This is a genomic window from Candidatus Acidiferrales bacterium, from assembly GCA_035934015.1.
Lineage (GTDB): Bacteria > Acidobacteriota > Terriglobia > Acidiferrales > UBA7541 > DAHUXN01.
This window is the reverse complement of sequence record DASYYH010000011.1, coordinates 404535-421995: the sequence shown is the minus strand read 5'-3', so window position 1 is coordinate 421995 and position 17461 is coordinate 404535. Positions and strand designations below refer to the sequence as shown.

The 17461-nt window shown below is 52.8% G+C and carries 12 protein-coding genes and 1 tRNA gene; 8 read left to right on the top strand and 5 right to left on the bottom strand.

From position 1 onward, the window contains the following. Nucleotides 1-8: 8 nt before the first annotated feature. Genes VGR81_06930 through VGR81_06910 form a run of 5 tightly spaced genes read left to right on the top strand, consistent with a single transcriptional unit; the run spans nucleotide 9 to nucleotide 6655 of the window. On the top strand, nucleotides 9-1730 hold the full coding sequence (locus tag VGR81_06930; GenBank protein ID HEV2288669.1) for a sugar transferase: 1722 nt from the start codon (nucleotides 9-11) through the stop codon (nucleotides 1728-1730). A gap of 16 nt (nucleotides 1731-1746) precedes the next feature. Continuing rightward, nucleotides 1747-2571, top strand: coding sequence for a transketolase (locus VGR81_06925; GenBank protein ID HEV2288668.1), 825 nt, complete (start codon nucleotides 1747-1749; stop codon nucleotides 2569-2571). A 2-nt stretch (nucleotides 2572-2573) separates the two neighbouring features. Next, nucleotides 2574-3503 carry a transketolase C-terminal domain-containing protein gene (locus VGR81_06920; protein HEV2288667.1) on the top strand — a complete coding sequence of 310 codons (930 nt, stop codon included), beginning with the start codon at nucleotides 2574-2576 and terminating at the stop codon, nucleotides 3501-3503. 48 nt (nucleotides 3504-3551) lie between these two features. Continuing rightward, nucleotides 3552-4685 carry a DegT/DnrJ/EryC1/StrS family aminotransferase gene (locus tag VGR81_06915; protein ID HEV2288666.1) on the top strand — a complete coding sequence of 378 codons (1134 nt, stop codon included), beginning with the start codon at nucleotides 3552-3554 and terminating at the stop codon, nucleotides 4683-4685. Between the two features lie 56 nt (nucleotides 4686-4741). Continuing rightward, a complete protein-coding gene (locus VGR81_06910; protein HEV2288665.1) occupies nucleotides 4742-6655 on the top strand; it encodes a nucleoside-diphosphate sugar epimerase/dehydratase in 1914 nt (637 codons plus the stop codon). Between the two features lie 213 nt (nucleotides 6656-6868). Here VGR81_06910 and VGR81_06905 read toward each other — a convergent pair whose 3' ends face one another. From VGR81_06905 to VGR81_06885, 5 genes are all read right to left on the bottom strand, one after another. Further along, on the bottom strand, nucleotides 6869-8449 hold the full coding sequence (locus VGR81_06905) for a hypothetical protein (GenBank protein HEV2288664.1): 1581 nt from the start codon (nucleotides 8447-8449) through the stop codon (nucleotides 6869-6871). 323 nt (nucleotides 8450-8772) lie between these two features. Beyond that, nucleotides 8773-10986, bottom strand: a complete 2214-nt coding sequence (locus VGR81_06900) for a DNA polymerase domain-containing protein (GenBank protein ID HEV2288663.1) — start codon at nucleotides 10984-10986, stop codon at nucleotides 8773-8775. Between the two features lie 259 nt (nucleotides 10987-11245). Continuing rightward, nucleotides 11246-11860: a hypothetical protein gene (locus tag VGR81_06895; GenBank protein HEV2288662.1), complete on the bottom strand. Its 615-nt coding sequence runs from the start codon at nucleotides 11858-11860 to the stop codon at nucleotides 11246-11248. A 53-nt stretch (nucleotides 11861-11913) separates the two neighbouring features. Further along, nucleotides 11914-12816: a DUF72 domain-containing protein gene (locus tag VGR81_06890; protein ID HEV2288661.1), complete on the bottom strand. Its 903-nt coding sequence runs from the start codon at nucleotides 12814-12816 to the stop codon at nucleotides 11914-11916. 716 nt (nucleotides 12817-13532) lie between these two features. Continuing rightward, nucleotides 13533-13608, bottom strand: a tRNA-His gene (locus VGR81_06885). A 341-nt stretch (nucleotides 13609-13949) separates the two neighbouring features. On the opposite strand from VGR81_06885, the gene VGR81_06880 reads away from it, so the two are divergent. The 3 genes from VGR81_06880 (at nucleotide 13950) to VGR81_06870 (ending at nucleotide 17236) form a co-directional block, all read left to right on the top strand. Beyond that, nucleotides 13950-14267 (top strand): hypothetical protein, encoded by a 318-nt coding sequence (locus VGR81_06880; GenBank protein HEV2288660.1) that lies wholly within the window; start codon nucleotides 13950-13952, stop codon nucleotides 14265-14267. Between the two features lie 913 nt (nucleotides 14268-15180). Further along, nucleotides 15181-16569: a sensor histidine kinase gene (locus tag VGR81_06875; GenBank protein ID HEV2288659.1), complete on the top strand. Its 1389-nt coding sequence runs from the start codon at nucleotides 15181-15183 to the stop codon at nucleotides 16567-16569. Between the two features lies 1 nt (nucleotide 16570). Further along, entirely contained in the window at nucleotides 16571-17236 is a 666-nt protein-coding gene (locus VGR81_06870) for a response regulator transcription factor (protein HEV2288658.1), read from the top strand. The last annotated feature ends 225 nt before the right edge of the window (nucleotides 17237-17461 follow it).

The window sequence follows — 17461 nt, the reverse complement described above, 5'->3', positions numbered from 1 at the left end:
AAAGCAATTTGCCTCCGATCGTTGCGTGCGCATTGCCGCGCGTCGCGGTAATCATTCCCTGCCGAAACGAAGTGAACTTTATTAGGGGATGCGTCGAATCCGTGGTCGCCAACGATTACCCAAAGGACCATTTGGAGGTCCTGATTATAGATGGCATGAGCGACGACGGTACCTGGCCGATTGTTTGTGACCTTGCTCGACAGTTCACCATTGTAAAGGCAATGCGTAACGAAAAGAAAAGCGCGGCTGCAGCATTGAACCTTGGCATTAGGAAAACCACTGCAGAAATCATCTGCCGCGTCGATGCACACGCGCGGATTGCGCCGGATTATTTGCGGCTATGCATTACCGCGATGAAAGAGTCCGGGGGCGACAACGTTGGCGGTGCGATGGAGACACTCCCTTCTCGTCACACTCCGATGGCAAGAGCAATTGCGGCCGTGATGAGTCATCCCTTCGGGGTAGGGAATTCAAAATTCCGGACTCGCGCGACGAGGCCGCTTTTCACGGACACTGTTTTTGGCGGTTGCTATCGGAGAGAAATATTTGATCGCGTCGGATTATTCAATGAAAAGCTCTTGCGAACGCAAGATTTGGAGTTCAATCAACGGCTGCGACGCGCCGGCGGAACGGTTTTTCTCGAGCCCGCAATCAAGTCATATTATTACGCATGTTCGGACATCAGGTCGTTTTGTCGGCATAATTTTCGAGACGGGATGTGGTCAGTCCTCCCGTTTATATACTGCGATGGAGCCCCTGTTCGCTGGCGCCATTTGACAGCGGCTGCGTATCTCGCGTTCGTCGTCTGTAGCGCCATATGTGGGATCTGGCTGCCTTGGGCCAAAACGGCTCTTGTGGCCATTCTCTATCTCTATCTTGCGACCAATGTTCTCTCGTCAATTCACGCAGCGCAACAGTCGCGCGATCATCGCACCGCTTTGGTCATGCCTCTCGTTTTTGCAGCTCGTCACCTCGCGTATGGTTTCGGATCTTTCTGGGGATTGGCGACGGTGATTTCCCGAGGTTTATCTTTCCGTAAGGCATCGCAAATGAAAGTCAGTCGCTTAGGGGGCGGACAATTTCGAAGATCAGGCACCGTCATGACAAAACGGGTTTTCGATATTGCAATTTCGCTGGCTTTGCTTTGTATTCTTCTCCCCGTGTTGGCGTTTGTCGCGCTTGCGATTAAATACGCGTCGCCTGGCACGATTCTCTACAAGGGGCAGCGAGTGGGGCGCGGCGGCGTGCCATTTTGTATTCTTAAGTTCCGCACGATGATCCCGAATGCGGAAGCACTCGGCGGTGCATCAACACCAAATGACGATCCACGAGTGACCAATATTGGACGAGTCCTCAGAAGATACAAGCTGGATGAATTACCTCAATTATTCAACGTTTTGAAAGGCGAGATGAGCCTAGTGGGTCCGCGCCCTGAAGTAATTTCTGAAGTTGAGCTCTACACTCCGGCGGAGCGCAAACTGCTCATGTTGCGTCCCGGCATGACAGATTGGGCCTCTATAAGGTTTCGCAATGAAGGCCAAATACTGGCGGGAAGTGCCGAACCTCACCGCACGTACTGCGAAAAAATTCGCCCCGCAAAAATGCGGCTCGGGCTGCAATACGCTGAAAATCACTCGCTTCTCACGGATTTAAGAATTCTCTTTGCTACAGCAAAGGCTCTTCTCCATATTCGCGGCAATGATGGGCCATTTGAATTCAAAGCAAATTGATTGTGGACAAGTGCCAGTGAACTTCTCACGTCACGGCGATCTTTCTGATCTCGCCCGTGTTATCCGGATTCGCGCGCTGCAAATGATTCATTCGGCGAAGAGTTCGCATATTGGTTCTTCATTTTCCGTAGCGGAACTTCTGGCGGTCCTCTATGGGAGGATTCTTCGCATCAATCCCGACGACCTCGACTGCCAGGATCGAGACCGCTTCATTTTTAGTAAGGGACACGCATGTGCAGCGCTGTACGCCGTTCTAGCGGAAATAGGATTTTTTCACGTAAGCGAGTTGGAAACATTCTATCGTAATGGGTCGCGCCTCGCGGGGCACGCCAGCCACTTTGTTCCCGGTGTGGAAGTCTCGACCGGTTCTCTCGGGCACGGGCTCCCGCTGGCTTGCGGCATGGCTTTGGTGGGCCGAGAGAAAACAAGGCCGTTCCGCGCCTTCGCGCTTTTGAGCGATGGAGAATGCGACGAAGGTTCGACTTGGGAAGCAATTCTTTTTGCAGGGCATCATAAGCTCGATAATTTAACAGCCATCATCGACTACAACAAAATTCAGAGTCTCGGTAGCGTAAATGAGACGTTGGCTTTAGAGCCATTTGCTCAAAAATGGAGGGCGTGCCATTGGACCATCCGAGAAATTGATGGTCATAATGTTGAAGAAATCGAGTGCGCGCTGCGGGAGGTCCCATTCCAGCGCGGCTATCCGAGTTGTTTGATTGCCCACACAACAAAGGGCAAGGGCGTAAGTTTCATGGAAAATCAACTTCTGTGGCACTATCGCGCTCCGAATGAGAGTGAATTCGCGAAAGCGCTCCGCGAATTGACTGCTCGGCGATGAGATTGGCATTCATTCGGACGCTTTTAGAATTGGCAAGATGGGACAAGCGGATCCACTTGGTCGTCGGAGATTTGGGTTTCGGCGTGGTCGATCCCTTTGCGAAAGAATTCCCCCAGCGTTTCATAAATGTCGGCGTGGCCGAGCAGAACATGACATCAATTGCTGCGGGAATGGCTCTTTGCGGCAAGATGGTCTTCACATATTCGATCGGAAATTTTCCGACTCTCCGCTGTTTGGAACAGATCCGCAACGATATCTGCCATCACCATGCCAATGTAAAAATCGTGAGCACGGGAGGGGGATTTGCGTACGGTGCTTTAGGTGCCAGTCACCATGCGACAGAGGACATTGCGGTAATGCGCGCGTTGCCTCAGATGGTGGTTGTTGCTCCAGGCGATCCAGTCGAAGCCCAATGCGCGACGCGTGCGCTCATTGCTCGCGATGGGCCCGCATATTTGCGGCTTGGCCGGTCCGGAGAACCAAACGTACATGAGACCCCAGTGGACTTTCGCATCGGTAAAGCCATCAAAGTGGCGGAGGGAAGCGACCTTACGCTGGTCACGACCGGGGCCATGCTCCACATAGCAGTCGATGTGGCTGCCTCTCTCACAGTAAACGGCATTCGTTCGAGAGTCTTGAGCATGCACACGATCAAACCGCTGGACACGGAGGCGATAGTCGCGGCTGCAAAAGAGACATCAGCGATTTTCACGCTCGAAGAGCACAGCATCATCGGGGGCTTAGGAAGCGCGGTGGCCGAAGTTCTTGCGGAAAATTGCGAACGTCACGTGCTGTTCAAGCGTCTTGGAATTGGGCCGATGTTTAGTCCGATGGCCGGCAGTCAAGAATTTCTTAGGGAATCTTGCTCTTTGTCAGTGAAAGGCGTCGTGCAAACTCTTTCTACCTCATTGGGAATGAGCCTCAGCTGCTGATAGTTCGTTGGCTGTTTCTTTGTGTTCGCATTCGCGTGTCGAGATGCCATGTCTTACATCGTTCCCTTCGTTGACCCCGAGACGCAGTACCGGAATTTAAAGCCGGAAATCGACGCCGCGATCGTCAATTGCCTGACTCAAGGCGATTTGATTGACCGCCAGCAACTTCGCGATTTTGAGGAGCATTTTGCGGCCTTCGTCGGCGTCAAATACGCCGTGGGATTGAATAGCGGCTACCACGCGCTGCAATTTTCGTTGCAAGCAGCTGGCATTGGCTCCGGCGATGAGGTCATAACGGTCGCGCACACATTTGTCGCGACAATTTCTGCGATTGTCAATGTGGGCGCCGAACCCGTTTTGATGGACGTAGGCGAAGACTACAATCTGGATGTTGACGCACTGGAATCCGCCATAACCCCAAGGACAAAAGCGATCATCCCCGTCTTTTTGAATGGTCGTATATGTCGAATGGACCGGATAACGGAGATCACAGAAAAATACAATCTGGTTGTCATTGAAGACTCGGCACAGGCCCTAGGAGCGCAGTTCCGCGGGCGGAAAGCCGGTTCGATTGGCCTCACTGGATGCTTCAGCTTTTATCCGTTTAAGATCCTTGGAGGGTACGGTGACGGAGGCGCCATCACGACCAACAATCCCGATGTCGCGCAAATGATTCGGCGACTCCGCTACAATGGTGAAGACCGTCAAACCGGTGAATACCATTGTCACGGCCAGACCGCTCTTCTCGACAATCTTCAGGCCAGCGTATTAGCCGTGAAATTGAAACATTTGCCAGAATGGATCGCGCACAGGCGCAAAATCGCGGGGCGATATCGCGCCGGACTGCAAGATGTTGAAGGGTTGCATTTGCCGCATTTTGATGAATCGTGTCAAACGGATGTCTTCCAGAATTATGTGATTCGCACTTCCGATCGCGATCGGCTACGAAACCACTTGAAAAGTCACGGCGTGGAAACCCTGGTGCACTGGCCAAAGCCCGTGTGGGAGCATGGAGCGCTCAAACTGAAGGTCGGAAAACTTCCGCGCACTGAGCGAATATGCCGCGAAGCACTCTCCCTTCCGATGAGCGCGGAAACCACATTTGAACAGACTGATATCGTGGTTGATTGCATTCGGCAGTTCTATTGCCGCGAGCGCACACACGCCGCTGGGGTCGCCTAAATTGATACGAATTGGAATGGCTTCTCTTTGTGCGACGTTTTTTCCCTGGCTTAAGCATGCAACTATCTAAGAGTCTGTCGCGAATTCTCCTGCAGCGAAGTCTTTGGTTCATCGCGTTATTCCAGGCCTTTCTTGTTTCTTTTTCGCTTGTTCTTGCGTGGACGCTGCGCTTTGATTTTGCGATTCCCAATCGCGGTCTGTTACTCGTCGCCGTGCCAATCTTGATTGCGATGCGCCTTGCGGCTCTTTCCTCTTTTGGATTAATGCATGGTTGGTGGAGGTACACGGGCATCAGCGACATTGTTGATGTTGTAAAGGCTGTGATCGCGGGCTCTTGCGGTTTCTATTGTGCGATTTATATTGTCTTGCGAGCCACGAATTTTCCTCGTTCGATTTACGTTTTGGAACCCGTAATTACGCTCGGATTGCTTGCTGGAATGCGTTTCATGTCGCGCGCTCTGGCGGATTCGGTCCAGCAAAATATCGTTTCGCCAAAACAAATTGCCGTCGTCGGTGCCGGGTTTGCAGCGCAGATGCTCATCAGAGAAGTGAAGCACGACTGGGAGAATTACAGGGTCGTTGCGTGCGTTGACGACGATCCGACGAAGCAAAACCTCAAGGTACAAGGCGTGCCCGTTATGGGAACAATCGGCGCGTTGCCTCGTATTGTCGAAAAGCACCCCGTCGACGAAATCCTGATTGCTATTCCCTCGGCGTCTTCCGCGCAGATGCAAAGGATTGTTGCGATCTGTGAGAATACTAAAATTCGTTTCAGAACTATGCCTCCGCTAAAGGACTTGATGGTCGAGAGGCCGTCATTTCATCAGCTTCGAGATGTGAACCTACGTGATCTTTTAGAAAGGAATCCAGTTGACATCGATCTCGCTTCGGTTCGCCAACAAATTCAAGGCCAGACAGTTCTGGTGACAGGTGCGGCCGGATCCATTGGCTCTGAATTGTGCCGCCAAATCCTGGAATATTCACCAGGCGAGCTCGTTTGTTTGGATCAATCCGAAACAGGGATCTTCTATCTTCAGATGGACCTCGCCAAGTGCCGTGGCTCGGCGCGAATCATTTATTGCGTGGCGGACGTGAGGGATATTGGACGGATACGCTGCATTTGTGATGAGCGCCGCCCCAATATTATTTTTCACGCGGCTGCCTATAAGCACGTTCCCGTCATGGAATCTAACGTCCGTGAGGCGATTAAGAATAATATCTTCGGGCTTCTAAACGTTCTCGATTCGGCCGACGCTTCCGGCTGCGATGTTTTTGTGTTCGTGTCTTCTGACAAAGCGGTAGAGCCGACGACAGTTATGGGGGCGACAAAGCGGGTCGGCGAGTTGGTCTTGATGTGCCGATCGAGTCGCCACATGCGGTGCATATCTGTTCGATTCGGGAATGTCCTGGGGTCGAAAGGCAGTGTGGTGCGGATTTTTCAGGAACAAATCCGCAACAACGAGGAGCTTACACTGACACATCCCGAGGCCACGCGATTCTTCATGACGACTCGCGAAGCTGTCTCGCTTGTTCTTCACGCAAGCGGCTTTGGCAGGCACGGTGATATTTTAGTTCTCGATATGAGTCGGCCTATACGTATCCTTGATCTGGCTCGGAATTTGATTCGTTTCTCGGGCGGTTCGGCGGCCGGCGCGAAGATTCGCTTCATCGGATTGCGGCCCGGAGAAAAATTGAATGAACAGTTATTCTCTGTTTCTGAGGTCATCTCTGAAACGCCCAATCCCATGATTCACGCTGTGCACAGTCATTCCTTCGATTGGCGTCGCCTCGAAATACAACTCAATGCGTTGCAGGCTTCGCTCGTAACAGATTCGGATCTCGCCTTGCGTGCACACCTGAAAGGAATTGTCCCTGAATATACATTTCAACCCGCGCTCCATCCGCGAAAAACCGTTGCCCGGGAAAAGATGACACCTCAATTCTTCCGTCAGTCCGCAGGCATACGTTAGCAACCTCGATCCCGCGTAAGTCAGCAGGGTCGTCCCTCTTCTCGCACGGATAGTAATCTTCGGTCCATCGAGTCCGAATATGGCTGTGGCGCACACGCGCCTATTCGGCCCATTAGCTAAATAGGCAAAATATAGTGGAGAGAGAAATACAAAATGCAGAAAGAGCCGGCTTTGCTATCGAGTGCAAAGCCGGCCCGCGAGGCAAGCGAGATGTTACTGTTGCTCCTTTAGCGCATTCTCAATGAATGCAGCGACGTTGGCCTTTAACTTGGCGTGTGCCGCGTCATTCACATACATCATGTGACCCGCGTCATAATATTTCAGTGTAATGTGGTTACGAAGCGCGGCCGGAAGGCCGAGATGGTCCATTGTGTATTCTGTTTCGAAGAACGGAGTCGCCAGATCAAAGATTCCGTTTTCTACCTCGACGCGCAAGTTAGGGTTGTCGACCAGCGCTTGGACTAGATCTGGCTCGACATTTGGCGCACCAGGGAAGCCGTAGCCCCCGCGGCCGCCGTGTTTCCAATCCCAGCTTGCGCCTGCGAAGTTGGCAGCTGGTTTATATGTCATTCCTTGCCCGAATTTCAGGTCTTTCCGAATGTACTCGTTAAACGCCGCCGTATATGCGCTGCTGATCGCGCTCGATTGCGGATCGGAAAAGGCATATTCCGCCAGCGGGTCGATCGTATAGCCTGAGAATCGAGAATCAAGTCGGCCTGTCGTCATGCCTTTGGCAAGTTGTAGCTCTTGCATGAATTGCGGCAGACTGACGCGCAGGTCAGACTTCAAAATATAGTCCTTGCTCAAGCCCGTGAAATGCGAGAGTTTCTCGGCGATGCTGTCGCGGTCGCTCTGGCTCAAGCGGTCTCCCTGCAGCAACGCGTTTGAATAGTCCGTCATCGCGAATTGTCGTGCTTGCTGGAGAAATCCGTTCAGGTCGGAGGGACAGCTCATGACCTTGTGATAGCAGGCCGTCGCCGCATAGCTCGGAACATAAAGGATGTACGCGAGATCCTCGCCCGGATAGAACGAAATCGTGCCCAAATCCAGCACGGATGACATCAGCACAATCCCGTTCAGATCCATGTTGTCTCTTGATTGCAGATAATTTCCCAGCGCCGCTGAACGGAAGGTTCCGTAGCTTTCTCCGATCAGAAATTTTGGCGAATTCCAACGGTTGTTCTCCGTGATATAAGTCATGATGAACTGCGCAAACGCGCGGACATCCTCATCCACGCCCCAAAAGTCCTTGTCTTGCGCTTTGCCAATGGCATGGCTGAATCCTGTGCCCATCGCGTCGATGAAGACTTCGTCGGTCACGTCGAGCAGAGAATATTCATTATCCACAAGCTTGTATGGTGCCGGAGGAGTCGGCGCGGCATCGGTTGTAACGATGCGCTTGGGGCCGTATGCTCCCATGTGCAGCCACATTGTCGACGAACCCGGGCCCCCGTTGTAAAAGAACGCGACCGGCCGCTGGCTTAAATCTTTTACGTCATCGCGCGCGTACGCAACGTAAAACATCGAGCCGGTTGGCTCCCCTTTGTCGTTGCGCAAAATGATCGTTCCCGCCGTCGCCTTATAAGGGATCGTTTGCCCGCCGATGCGAATGCTGTGCTCGGTTACGGATGATTGCTCCTTTGCATTTTCATCCTGCATCGCAGGCTTAGCTTGCTGGCTTTTCGATTCGTTCGAGGGCTCTTGCGCGTTCGTTGTGAGCGCGAACGAGGTGAACAAGAATAAGAATGTGCTGAAAAGAATCACAACCGTGCTCGGACTCTGCGTCCTCTTCATCGTCCAACTCCTCTTGGTTAAGGATATCTTCTACAGGCTATATGCCAATGGCGCACGGATTCTATCGAGTCTGCAGAGGAGAAGTCAAAGTCTTGCGCGAACAGGATAGCATCTTCCAGTGGAGTCTTTGTATCACTATGCGCTCGAACCGCACGGCGGCGAGTTCAAATTGCGCGGCGCTGTCGAAGTGACTCGCTGACACGCACCTACCAGTATCTTCGCAAATTGTCGGACTATCAGTTGCTCTTGCACCGGACAATTCCGCATCTGGAATACCGGCTGAGTGCAAAGGGACGTGCGCGGCTGACGTAGTTTTTGCGGTGTCAGGAAAACTGATTCGAGTGCGCCAATAATGGATGTTTGCGCAACGATTCGTCGAAGGATTGAAACGCTTCGCAGAGCATGTCACGATATTTTTCTCGGTCGTAGCCACGCCATCCTTCCCACAACGCATAAGCACGCACGCGGTCGTTAGGTACAGCGGCACGAACATTTGTTATGACGTACTCGATATTCTGACCGGGCCGGAGCTTTACGCCATTCCCATACAACTGCTGCGCGGCAATTGCTGTGAGGTTCGCTTTGCTGTAGTCTCGCGGCTCGCGTGTCATCCTCTTGCTCACAACTAATTCTTCGATAGCGACATCGCCGCTCGTAAGTCTTTCCTGATAGCAACTGAAAATGATGCGGCAAATATCGAGCTTTTGGCGATAACTGTCGTAGTCGTGGGCCTCGGCCAAAATTGCCAAAATTTCCTGCTGCATTCGTGCAATCAGCGGCGGCGTGTCATGGCGGCGGCATTCGAGACCCCTAATTTTCAGTTCGCCACTCTCACTGACAGCGAAGAAACGATTCGAAACGGGAACATCTGCATATTGCCGAGACGGGAGAAACACTACATAGCGATAGATTGCTTCTATTGCTAATGGAAGTCCCGTGCGGCCCTCGATCTCACAGGCAAGTCGTTCGTAATCCGCACGGCTGGCGCGTTCTTTCCTGACATAGAGCGAGTCCACTAGAGCATGAATCAACTCGAAACCGCGACTTTCAGCGATTTCTTTCGCAAGAAGCAGTGTCTCTCGCGCCACAGCATTGATGGCTTCGTGCGCTTCGATTTTTCCGAAGCGTGCATTTTTGTAGCCCGTATAGCCGAAGCAACAAACCAACAGCCATTTCAAAGACTCACGCTGCAACCTGTATCGCTGAATGGAATCGGCGGGCGCTTGGCGCATCAGCCTTTTCAATTCCACGCGCCGCTCAATGAGCCGGGCAACGACGCGGCTGGTAATGCCTGACCGCTTTTGGCAGATGCGATAGCCGAGTTCGGGCACGCGAGAGGCATCTGGACAGCATGGGCAATTCACTGTTTCTGGCGAAATGTTAAATCGCGCCATGATGGACGGATATTCACTCACAAAATCCAGTTCCGCGACGTTTTCGAAAAATCCCAGTTTCGGCGTGAATACGAGTCCGCCACGGTCGGCAACGAGCAATTCATCGGGCGATTTCAAATCCTCTGGTTCAGCTTTCTGCGCGGGGATTAGCACGCCATCGTGCCACGCCAGTTCCATTTGCATATAAGAAATGCCTGTCCCAGCGGTCGTTCTCGTGGCGTATTGAACGGGCAACTTCGTGATTCGCGCAAATTCCCACAGTCCGGCGAGTTCACATTTGCTTGCCATGAATGAATTTGAGGAGTCCACGTGCAAACGGCCAAAAAGCGTAGTGGCCGATTCTTTGAACAGGATTCGCCCGCAACTCATAAAACTGCGGGAGCGGCTGCGACCGATTGTTGCATCGCGATCGCGGTTCAATTCGAGCGGGATTCGATACTGTTCGGCCTGACGGAGCAACAAGGGTAGGATGGTTGAATCGCCCCAATCTGTCAGTAGCACGTCAGGATCGTACTGCTTCACAAGACGCGCTAGATTTTCCGCAGTCGGTATGTCGGCATCATCAAGCACGTGTGTCTCGCCATCTGCTTCGATTTCGAGTTCTCCACGGCGGCCATGCGACGGATTGACGCGTGAGAGTCCGGCAAGGCGCATTTGCATGATACGCAGCGGTGGAAGTTCATAATCGAACGTCCACGGATCGTCGCCGCAAGTGAGCGAAAGAATTCTGCCTTCGTGGTTCGTTTCCACCGCCACACGCGCCAATGGAAAAACGTTTTTCTCCCAACAGTAGAGCGTTGCTAACATCAAGTCTGAATCGTAAAGACGAGCCTCCTTATTTGCGCGCTGAACTACTCCCGCAGCAGCACGGAAGCATAGAGGATCACAGACAGATACTTCGAGCACGCGGATCGATTTCCCCTGCCAGATGTCCACGCGCTCCACTCGATTGCATTCGACGCGAAACTGAGATGTCAGCAGATGAGCGAGTTGTAGCAGAGTTGGCTCTTGCGCGTGAACGTAGAATGCGGGCCGAAACGAGGCGTCAATCAGTTTGTGCGCGGTCTGATTCGGAGTCAGAAGCCACAACGTCATTCCCTGTGAGCACGGGTAGAGATCGAATATCCAGCCTTCGAGTTGCATCGCCGTTCCTCTTGCCATCGAATAGTTTTTCCAGTGCCGAGAGGCGCTTTTCTTGATCGAGTACGATAGACAATAGAATCGCTTCCATCGGATTGTCGTTGCATTGATACGTAGCCGCTTGGGTGTAACAGCGAGCGCGTAAAAAAAGATGGTCGAAATGTTTCTGATCTTCCTGCCGTAATGCGCGGCGAAACTTCGCCCATCGTTGAGCGGTTTGTTCGAGAAGCTGGGCGAAAGTGGGGACGGTACGGCCCATTATTTAATCCCTCATAGGGAGCAAGGTGGCTTTTTCATTGCTAATAGTGAGCGCGCTGTTCTCATGCTCGATGAATTTCCATACTTGCCCAGCATATGCCTTCATGTTCTCGAAAAGTTTTCGTCGCGGGGTAGCGAACGAGGACGGATCGGAAAATATTGCGAGAGGCAAACGGCCTGCCAGTTGTTGCAGCGCATGTAGTCCTCGGTGAAAAGACGCAATGGCTTCCGCTTCCCTCACGTCTTCATCGAAATACAGTTCCGGCATGGCTGTGAGAATCACAACATCGGCAGGAAAGGTGTGTAGCAAACGGGGTACACGAACGAGCAACTCGGTTAGCTGAAAGCAGGTAAAGGCGCGAGCAATCCGAACGCGGCTGTCGAATTCTGACGGTAGACATCCACGCTGCCGAGCAAGACGGGCAAGCAATAGCGGATCAAATTGATTTGCGCCATCCAGATAGAGCACCTGCTTACCTTCCGTGATCGCACGTGGCAAAAAATAATGTGATAACCGTGGGACTTGCGGGCATCCGTAAAAAAGGGCCACTCCGCGTACTGGAAGCGTCCACGGCTTCGTATGAAAATCTGGCTCGATTTGCAGGACGGCTGAAAACATGCGGCGCTCTATGCGGAACGATAGTAGACGAATAAAAAGCGAAAGTCAAATACTTAGAAAAGCGTCGGATTTTTCGGCGGTACGTCGGCAATACTGTCAAGGTCAGGGTAGTCTTTGCGAAGTGGTTCCGGTACTTTTACCTTCGCGCCTGTGAGCAAATGGATGAGTTGCAGCGCGTTCACCACGCCTTTCCCCTGATAGTGATTGTTCGTAACGACAAAAGTGGTTTTCGCATGGCTGGCCACGGAACGAATGCGCTCCGTCCACGGTTCGAGTTCCGCTTCTGAGTAAAGGTAGTTATACCGTTCTTCCGATGGAGTAGTTGGATCATCGCTGAACCACGTATCGTAACGGCGTCCATGCAGACGTACATACCCGATAGCTGACGTGGCCTGCTCGCTTGGTTTGATTGAACGTCCGATGATCGGCTGATCTATGTTACAGAATCCGACGCGGTATTCCTGCAACAGTTCGTAGAATTCTCTTTTCGTCCACGATGAGTGCCGTACCTCGACAACGAGCGGATATTCTTTGAAAGTCTTGATAAGTTGCTTCAAACGAGCGAGATTCTCATGTGTATTGTGAAACGAAAAAGGGAATTGCAGCAGTATCGCGCCAAGTTTCCCCGCATCGCGCAATACATCGAAACCTGCGCGAACAGCTTTCTCGTCTTCGCCAGTCGTTTTGTCTTGGTGAGTAAACTTCCGCCAGAGCTTTGCTGTGAAGAGAAAATGGGAATTCGAGTTGACCTGTTCAATCCATTGCCGGCAATGCTCAGGTCGTAATGGTTGATAGAAGGATGTGTTGATCTCGATTGTGTCGAAAAATTCGGCAAGGTACGTCGCTTCGTGGAATCCGTTTGGCCGAGGCGCTGGATATACGATTCCAGCCCAATCCGAGTACGACCATCCTGCGGGGCCTATCCGAACGCAATTTGCGTCTCGCGTTTCTCGCATAGCTTTCCGGTTCGCGGCATCAGTCATCGAACTTTTCCATCGCCGCTCTACTGTTGTGACACTCACCGAATCCAAATCGGCTCGCTCTGGCTTTGGCGGTGCCCGTCCGTTTATACAGTCTACGCATCAAGCATGATGTTGCATCGAAGGCCGCTTCACATTCTCAACCTCTTTTGCGATTACTCTCTGGGAAATTACATCCACTGTCAGAAGAAAAATAGGTTATTCGAGAGCAATCAAAATTGCGTTGGCGAATATGTTTGTCCTCCCACTAACAACTCCGGTGTAGTCGCAAAGCCAACGAAACCTATGGGTCGCGCAATTCAGTCGTGATTCCAATGGGACGACGGTCGTCGCATCCATTCAACAGAGTGACGCAGCGGCATTGCAATACAGCCACCCATTCAAAAGTATCACTTCGTTTACATCCAAATACATCCAATTCAAAACAGTCCGCAGGAACATGGTGGCTCTCGGCGGCGGAGGTCAGCTATTGTGGAGGCAGTACGACCAAGCGTGTTTTAGTAGGGTTCGGAACCGGGCGCGCTCACGCTGTTATGCAATACGAATTACGCAACCCTACGCCCGGCATCTACGCGCACGTGATCGGCAATGAACACCGCGAAGCTGCGGAGAAAGTTGCCGGTGAATTGCTACCAGATGCGACCAAAGCGACCAAAGAGAATTCGCAAGTTGCTTGGGTGCAATAAGTTAATTGGGGTGAGCGATGGGATTTGAACCCACGACGTTCGGTGCCACAGACCGATGCTCTACCAACTGAGCTACGCTCACCGACGAGAAAACAATCATAGCACGCAGTGCTGTTCAGTGAAAGACGGCTCCGCGCCTATTCGCAGCACGTCCCGAAAGGCAAATCGTCTCCTGTGCAACTTGCCACTGCGGTCCGGTTCAGCTTGCTACGATCGGGAAGGTTTGGACGTAGGATCGAGCGGGCGAAAGGGGATTGGCGCGGCCGGAATCCGGGGATTTTGGCTCTTCTCCAACTGCGAGCGCGCATAATCTGCCCACGGTCCCTTCGATTCGATTTGAAGATAGGATATCCAATGCTGCAGGGCGAGTTTCTTCTGTCCCTGCTTTTCGTATGCTGATGCCAGATTGAAGTGCGCGTCGCCATGCTGTGGTTCGATCTCGGTGGCGCGGCGCAAATGCTGAATTGCCTCGCTCATCTCACCCAGTTCATCGAGCACGCAGCCCAAATTGAAGTGACCGATGGCGTTCCCTGGGTCGAGTGCAAGAGCGTCCAAGAAAGCTCTTCGAGCGTTTTCCAGCTCTCCAAGCTGATAGAAAACGCAGCCGAGATTTACATGTGGCTCACACCATTTCGGCTGCATCTCAATCACCTGGCGGTAAAGATGCATTGCCTCATGCAGCCCATCACGCCGGGCCTCGCAACGCACCGCCCACTCAAACAGTTCATCCGCGGCTCGTGACACCATTTGGTGGATCTTCGGCCTCTCCACCACAGCGTGAAAGGGTAATAGCAATTGTCCCGTAAGGGGTTCGATAGCTCTGCCTGCGGCATTCGGCGGAATCGCGGCGATTTCCCGTCCGCTGGCGAAGAGTTTAAGCTCACCAATCGTTGCATCTTGTGGCCCAAGGCTCTTCCGTAGGATAGCTACGGCGCGCGAAAGCCTTCTGGCCGGTATTTTCGATTCTGTGATTGACTTGATTGAACGTAGGGCCACGAGATCGCGAAAATTGTAAAAATGCTCACCCCAGCGGGACCACGGTGTAACCAGGCGAAGTCGTTGCCAGTAGCGCAACCGGCCCGGATCTACTCCGACAATGCGGCTCGTCTCTCTTTGCGTATACCGCTCAGGCAATGCGCTCGTTTCCTCGGGCGCGACCGTAGTTACTCACGGGCCGCGCAAGCTTCTGTCCAAACGATTATCCACCCCATGTCAAATCTTACACATGGTGAGAATCAATTTTCTTGATCTTTTCTCCGTTACTGGTAAGCACCCGCCCGTTGCGGCTCTGAAGCGTCTTGTTAGACTTTCTAAGGGGGGCTCGCTGTTCAAAATGCCAGCCGAAAAATTTGAACATCGCCAGCTTGGGCAATTCACTAGCGTGGCTCGCCCAGTCGCTCTCCTGCTCGCCTTATTGGCTCTCAAGGAGACTGCTCCGAGCTCCAGCCGCACCCCAGTTGTTTTTCTATCTATCTATTTGATCGCATCCCTTGCGGTTCTAAGCATTAAGAATGTCTCTCGTTTTCAACGGGTCCGTATTCCTGTTGAACTTGACGCCGTCGTTCTCGCCGTTTTTATCGCACTGACCCCGACCCTGCCTCCATTCTGGTTGTTCTACATCTTCACTGTGTTCGCCTTGGCGGCAAGGGGACGTTTGAGTGCGAAAGTTTCCCCGTTCCAGACACGACCCAACAGTCTCTATGTCAGCGATGCAGCGCTTCTCAGCGTCGGCGCCGCGGTTGCCGTAACTGTTCGTGCCATCTGGTTTCAAGAAAGCTCCGGGATAATTCGTTGCTTGGGGCTCGGTTTGGCGACGTACTTCGCCGGTTTTTGTGTCACGTGGTTCGGAATTCGTGAACGGACCCTCATCAGCGAGCACCGGTTGATCGAATCCCTGCTCGGTGCGATACGCGTAGAGAAAGGTGTCGCTGAATCTGTCCGTCTCGTCTTGAGCGAACTGGCCCGCGAATTCGATTGCGAACGCGCCGCGCTGGCAATATGTGATGAAGAAATCGAGCGGCTTTTTGTCTGGAAAGCTGATCAGGATCGTCGCCACGTAATTCCACCGGAAGTTCTTCCGCTCTCCGGCGCCGGGGCTCATTTCGCGGAGGACTTGTCGCATACGATTTGCTGGAACTCGCTCGACGGGGCAGGGAAGGGGTTTGGCTGGGAACGAGATACCGGCGCTTCATGGAAAGAGATGGAAGCTCCGCCAGCCACGGCTCGACAGCAGCTCGGCGCGCGCTCTGTGATGGCTGTGACCGTGCTGTCTTCAGGACATCCCGCTGGCCGCATGTTGCTGATCAATTCTCGAGGAAATTTTACCCGCCGTGACCTGCGGCTTTTCGAGCGGATCGTTCGCCAACTCAGCGTTCCGCTCGAAAATGTTTTCCTTCTCCGAAATCTCCGGACGAGGGCCGTGGAAGGAGAGCGCAGCCGCATTTCGCGCGATCTTCACGATGGCATTCTTCAGACGCTCTTGAGTCTCAATATCCAGCTCGGCGTTCTGCGCCGTAAGCTCCCCCAGTTCCCGGATCAAGTAAGCACCGACCTGGCAGGCTTGGAGAAAACCGTCCGCGAGGAAGGGGAGGAGCTTCGCCAAATGGTCAAGGACCTTCGGCCGCTGCGTCTGGAAAGCGCCGACTTGCGGGAAATGATGTTCGGTTTCGCAGAGCGTTGCCACGAGGAATCCGGCATTGCCGTCGATTTATTCTTGGAAGAGAACGATTTGCGCGCTCCGGACCGTGTTTGCCGCGAAGTTTTCCAGATATATCGTGAGTCACTCAATAATATAAAAAAGCATGCACGCGCGAGCCACGTCGTGGTAAAACTATGGCAAGACGACACGAAAATCTTCCTCGTCGTCGACGACAATGGGCAGGGATTCAGTTTTTCGGGCCGGTACAACAGTGAGGAACTGGACCGCTTGCGCCTGGGTCCGATCTCGATAAAAGAGCGGACGCGAAGCGTTGGGGGTGTCCTGACGGTGGAGTCGAACCCAGGGCACGGTGCGCGTTTAACAATTGAAATCCCATTGAACTGAGATGACAAAAGGCAAATCGCCTGTCCGCGTTCTGATCGCTGACGACCACGCCATTTTCCGCGATGGTCTGCGCAAGCTATTTGAAGGTTCCGACGAAGTGACGATCGTCGGCGAAGCCTCCAATGGCAACGAGTGCATCCGTATGCTCGCGAAGTTGAAGCCAGATATCCTTCTTCTGGACTTGCGCATGCCAGAGAAAGATGGACTGGGCGTGCTGGAAGAGATTAATTTCGATTCGATTTCTACGCGCGTTATCGTTGTGACTGCAGCCGAAGACGACCGTGACGTTGTTCGCGCCATGCGTCTGGGTGCGCGCGGCGTCGTTTTGAAACAGTCGGCGAGCGATTTGCTCCTTAAGAGCATCAAGAAAGTTAGTGAAGGCGAAATCTGGCTGGACAATCGCATGACGGCGGAAGTAATCGATGCGTTCAAGCGTTCCGCAGAAACCGGCCAGCGCCGCGACAAGCCGCTCCTTAGTGATCGCGAAAAGGAAATTGTTCAGCTCGTCGCTCAGGGATTTCGCAACAGGGAAATCGGGGAGAAGCTTTTTATTAGCGAACAAACGGTGAAGAACCATCTCCACAACATCTTTGACAAGCTCGGCGTGTCCGATCGGCTTGAACTTGCGCTCTACGCCATTCATCATCGTCTGATCGATCAGACCTGAGATTCGCTTCTGTTTCTTCGAACTTTGCGTTCCTTACGTTTCGCTCGACGGAGAATTTTTTTCCTCAGAGCGTGTTCTCCGCGATATTCTATTAACTGATGTCAACGGTGGCTGAAAATCAGAATGAACGTACGTGCGCCCACTGTGGGAACCCGCTATCTGATTCAGTCTCCAAGTGCCCGCACTGCGGGGAGCCGCTGCTTCCTCTCTTACGCACCCGCGAAA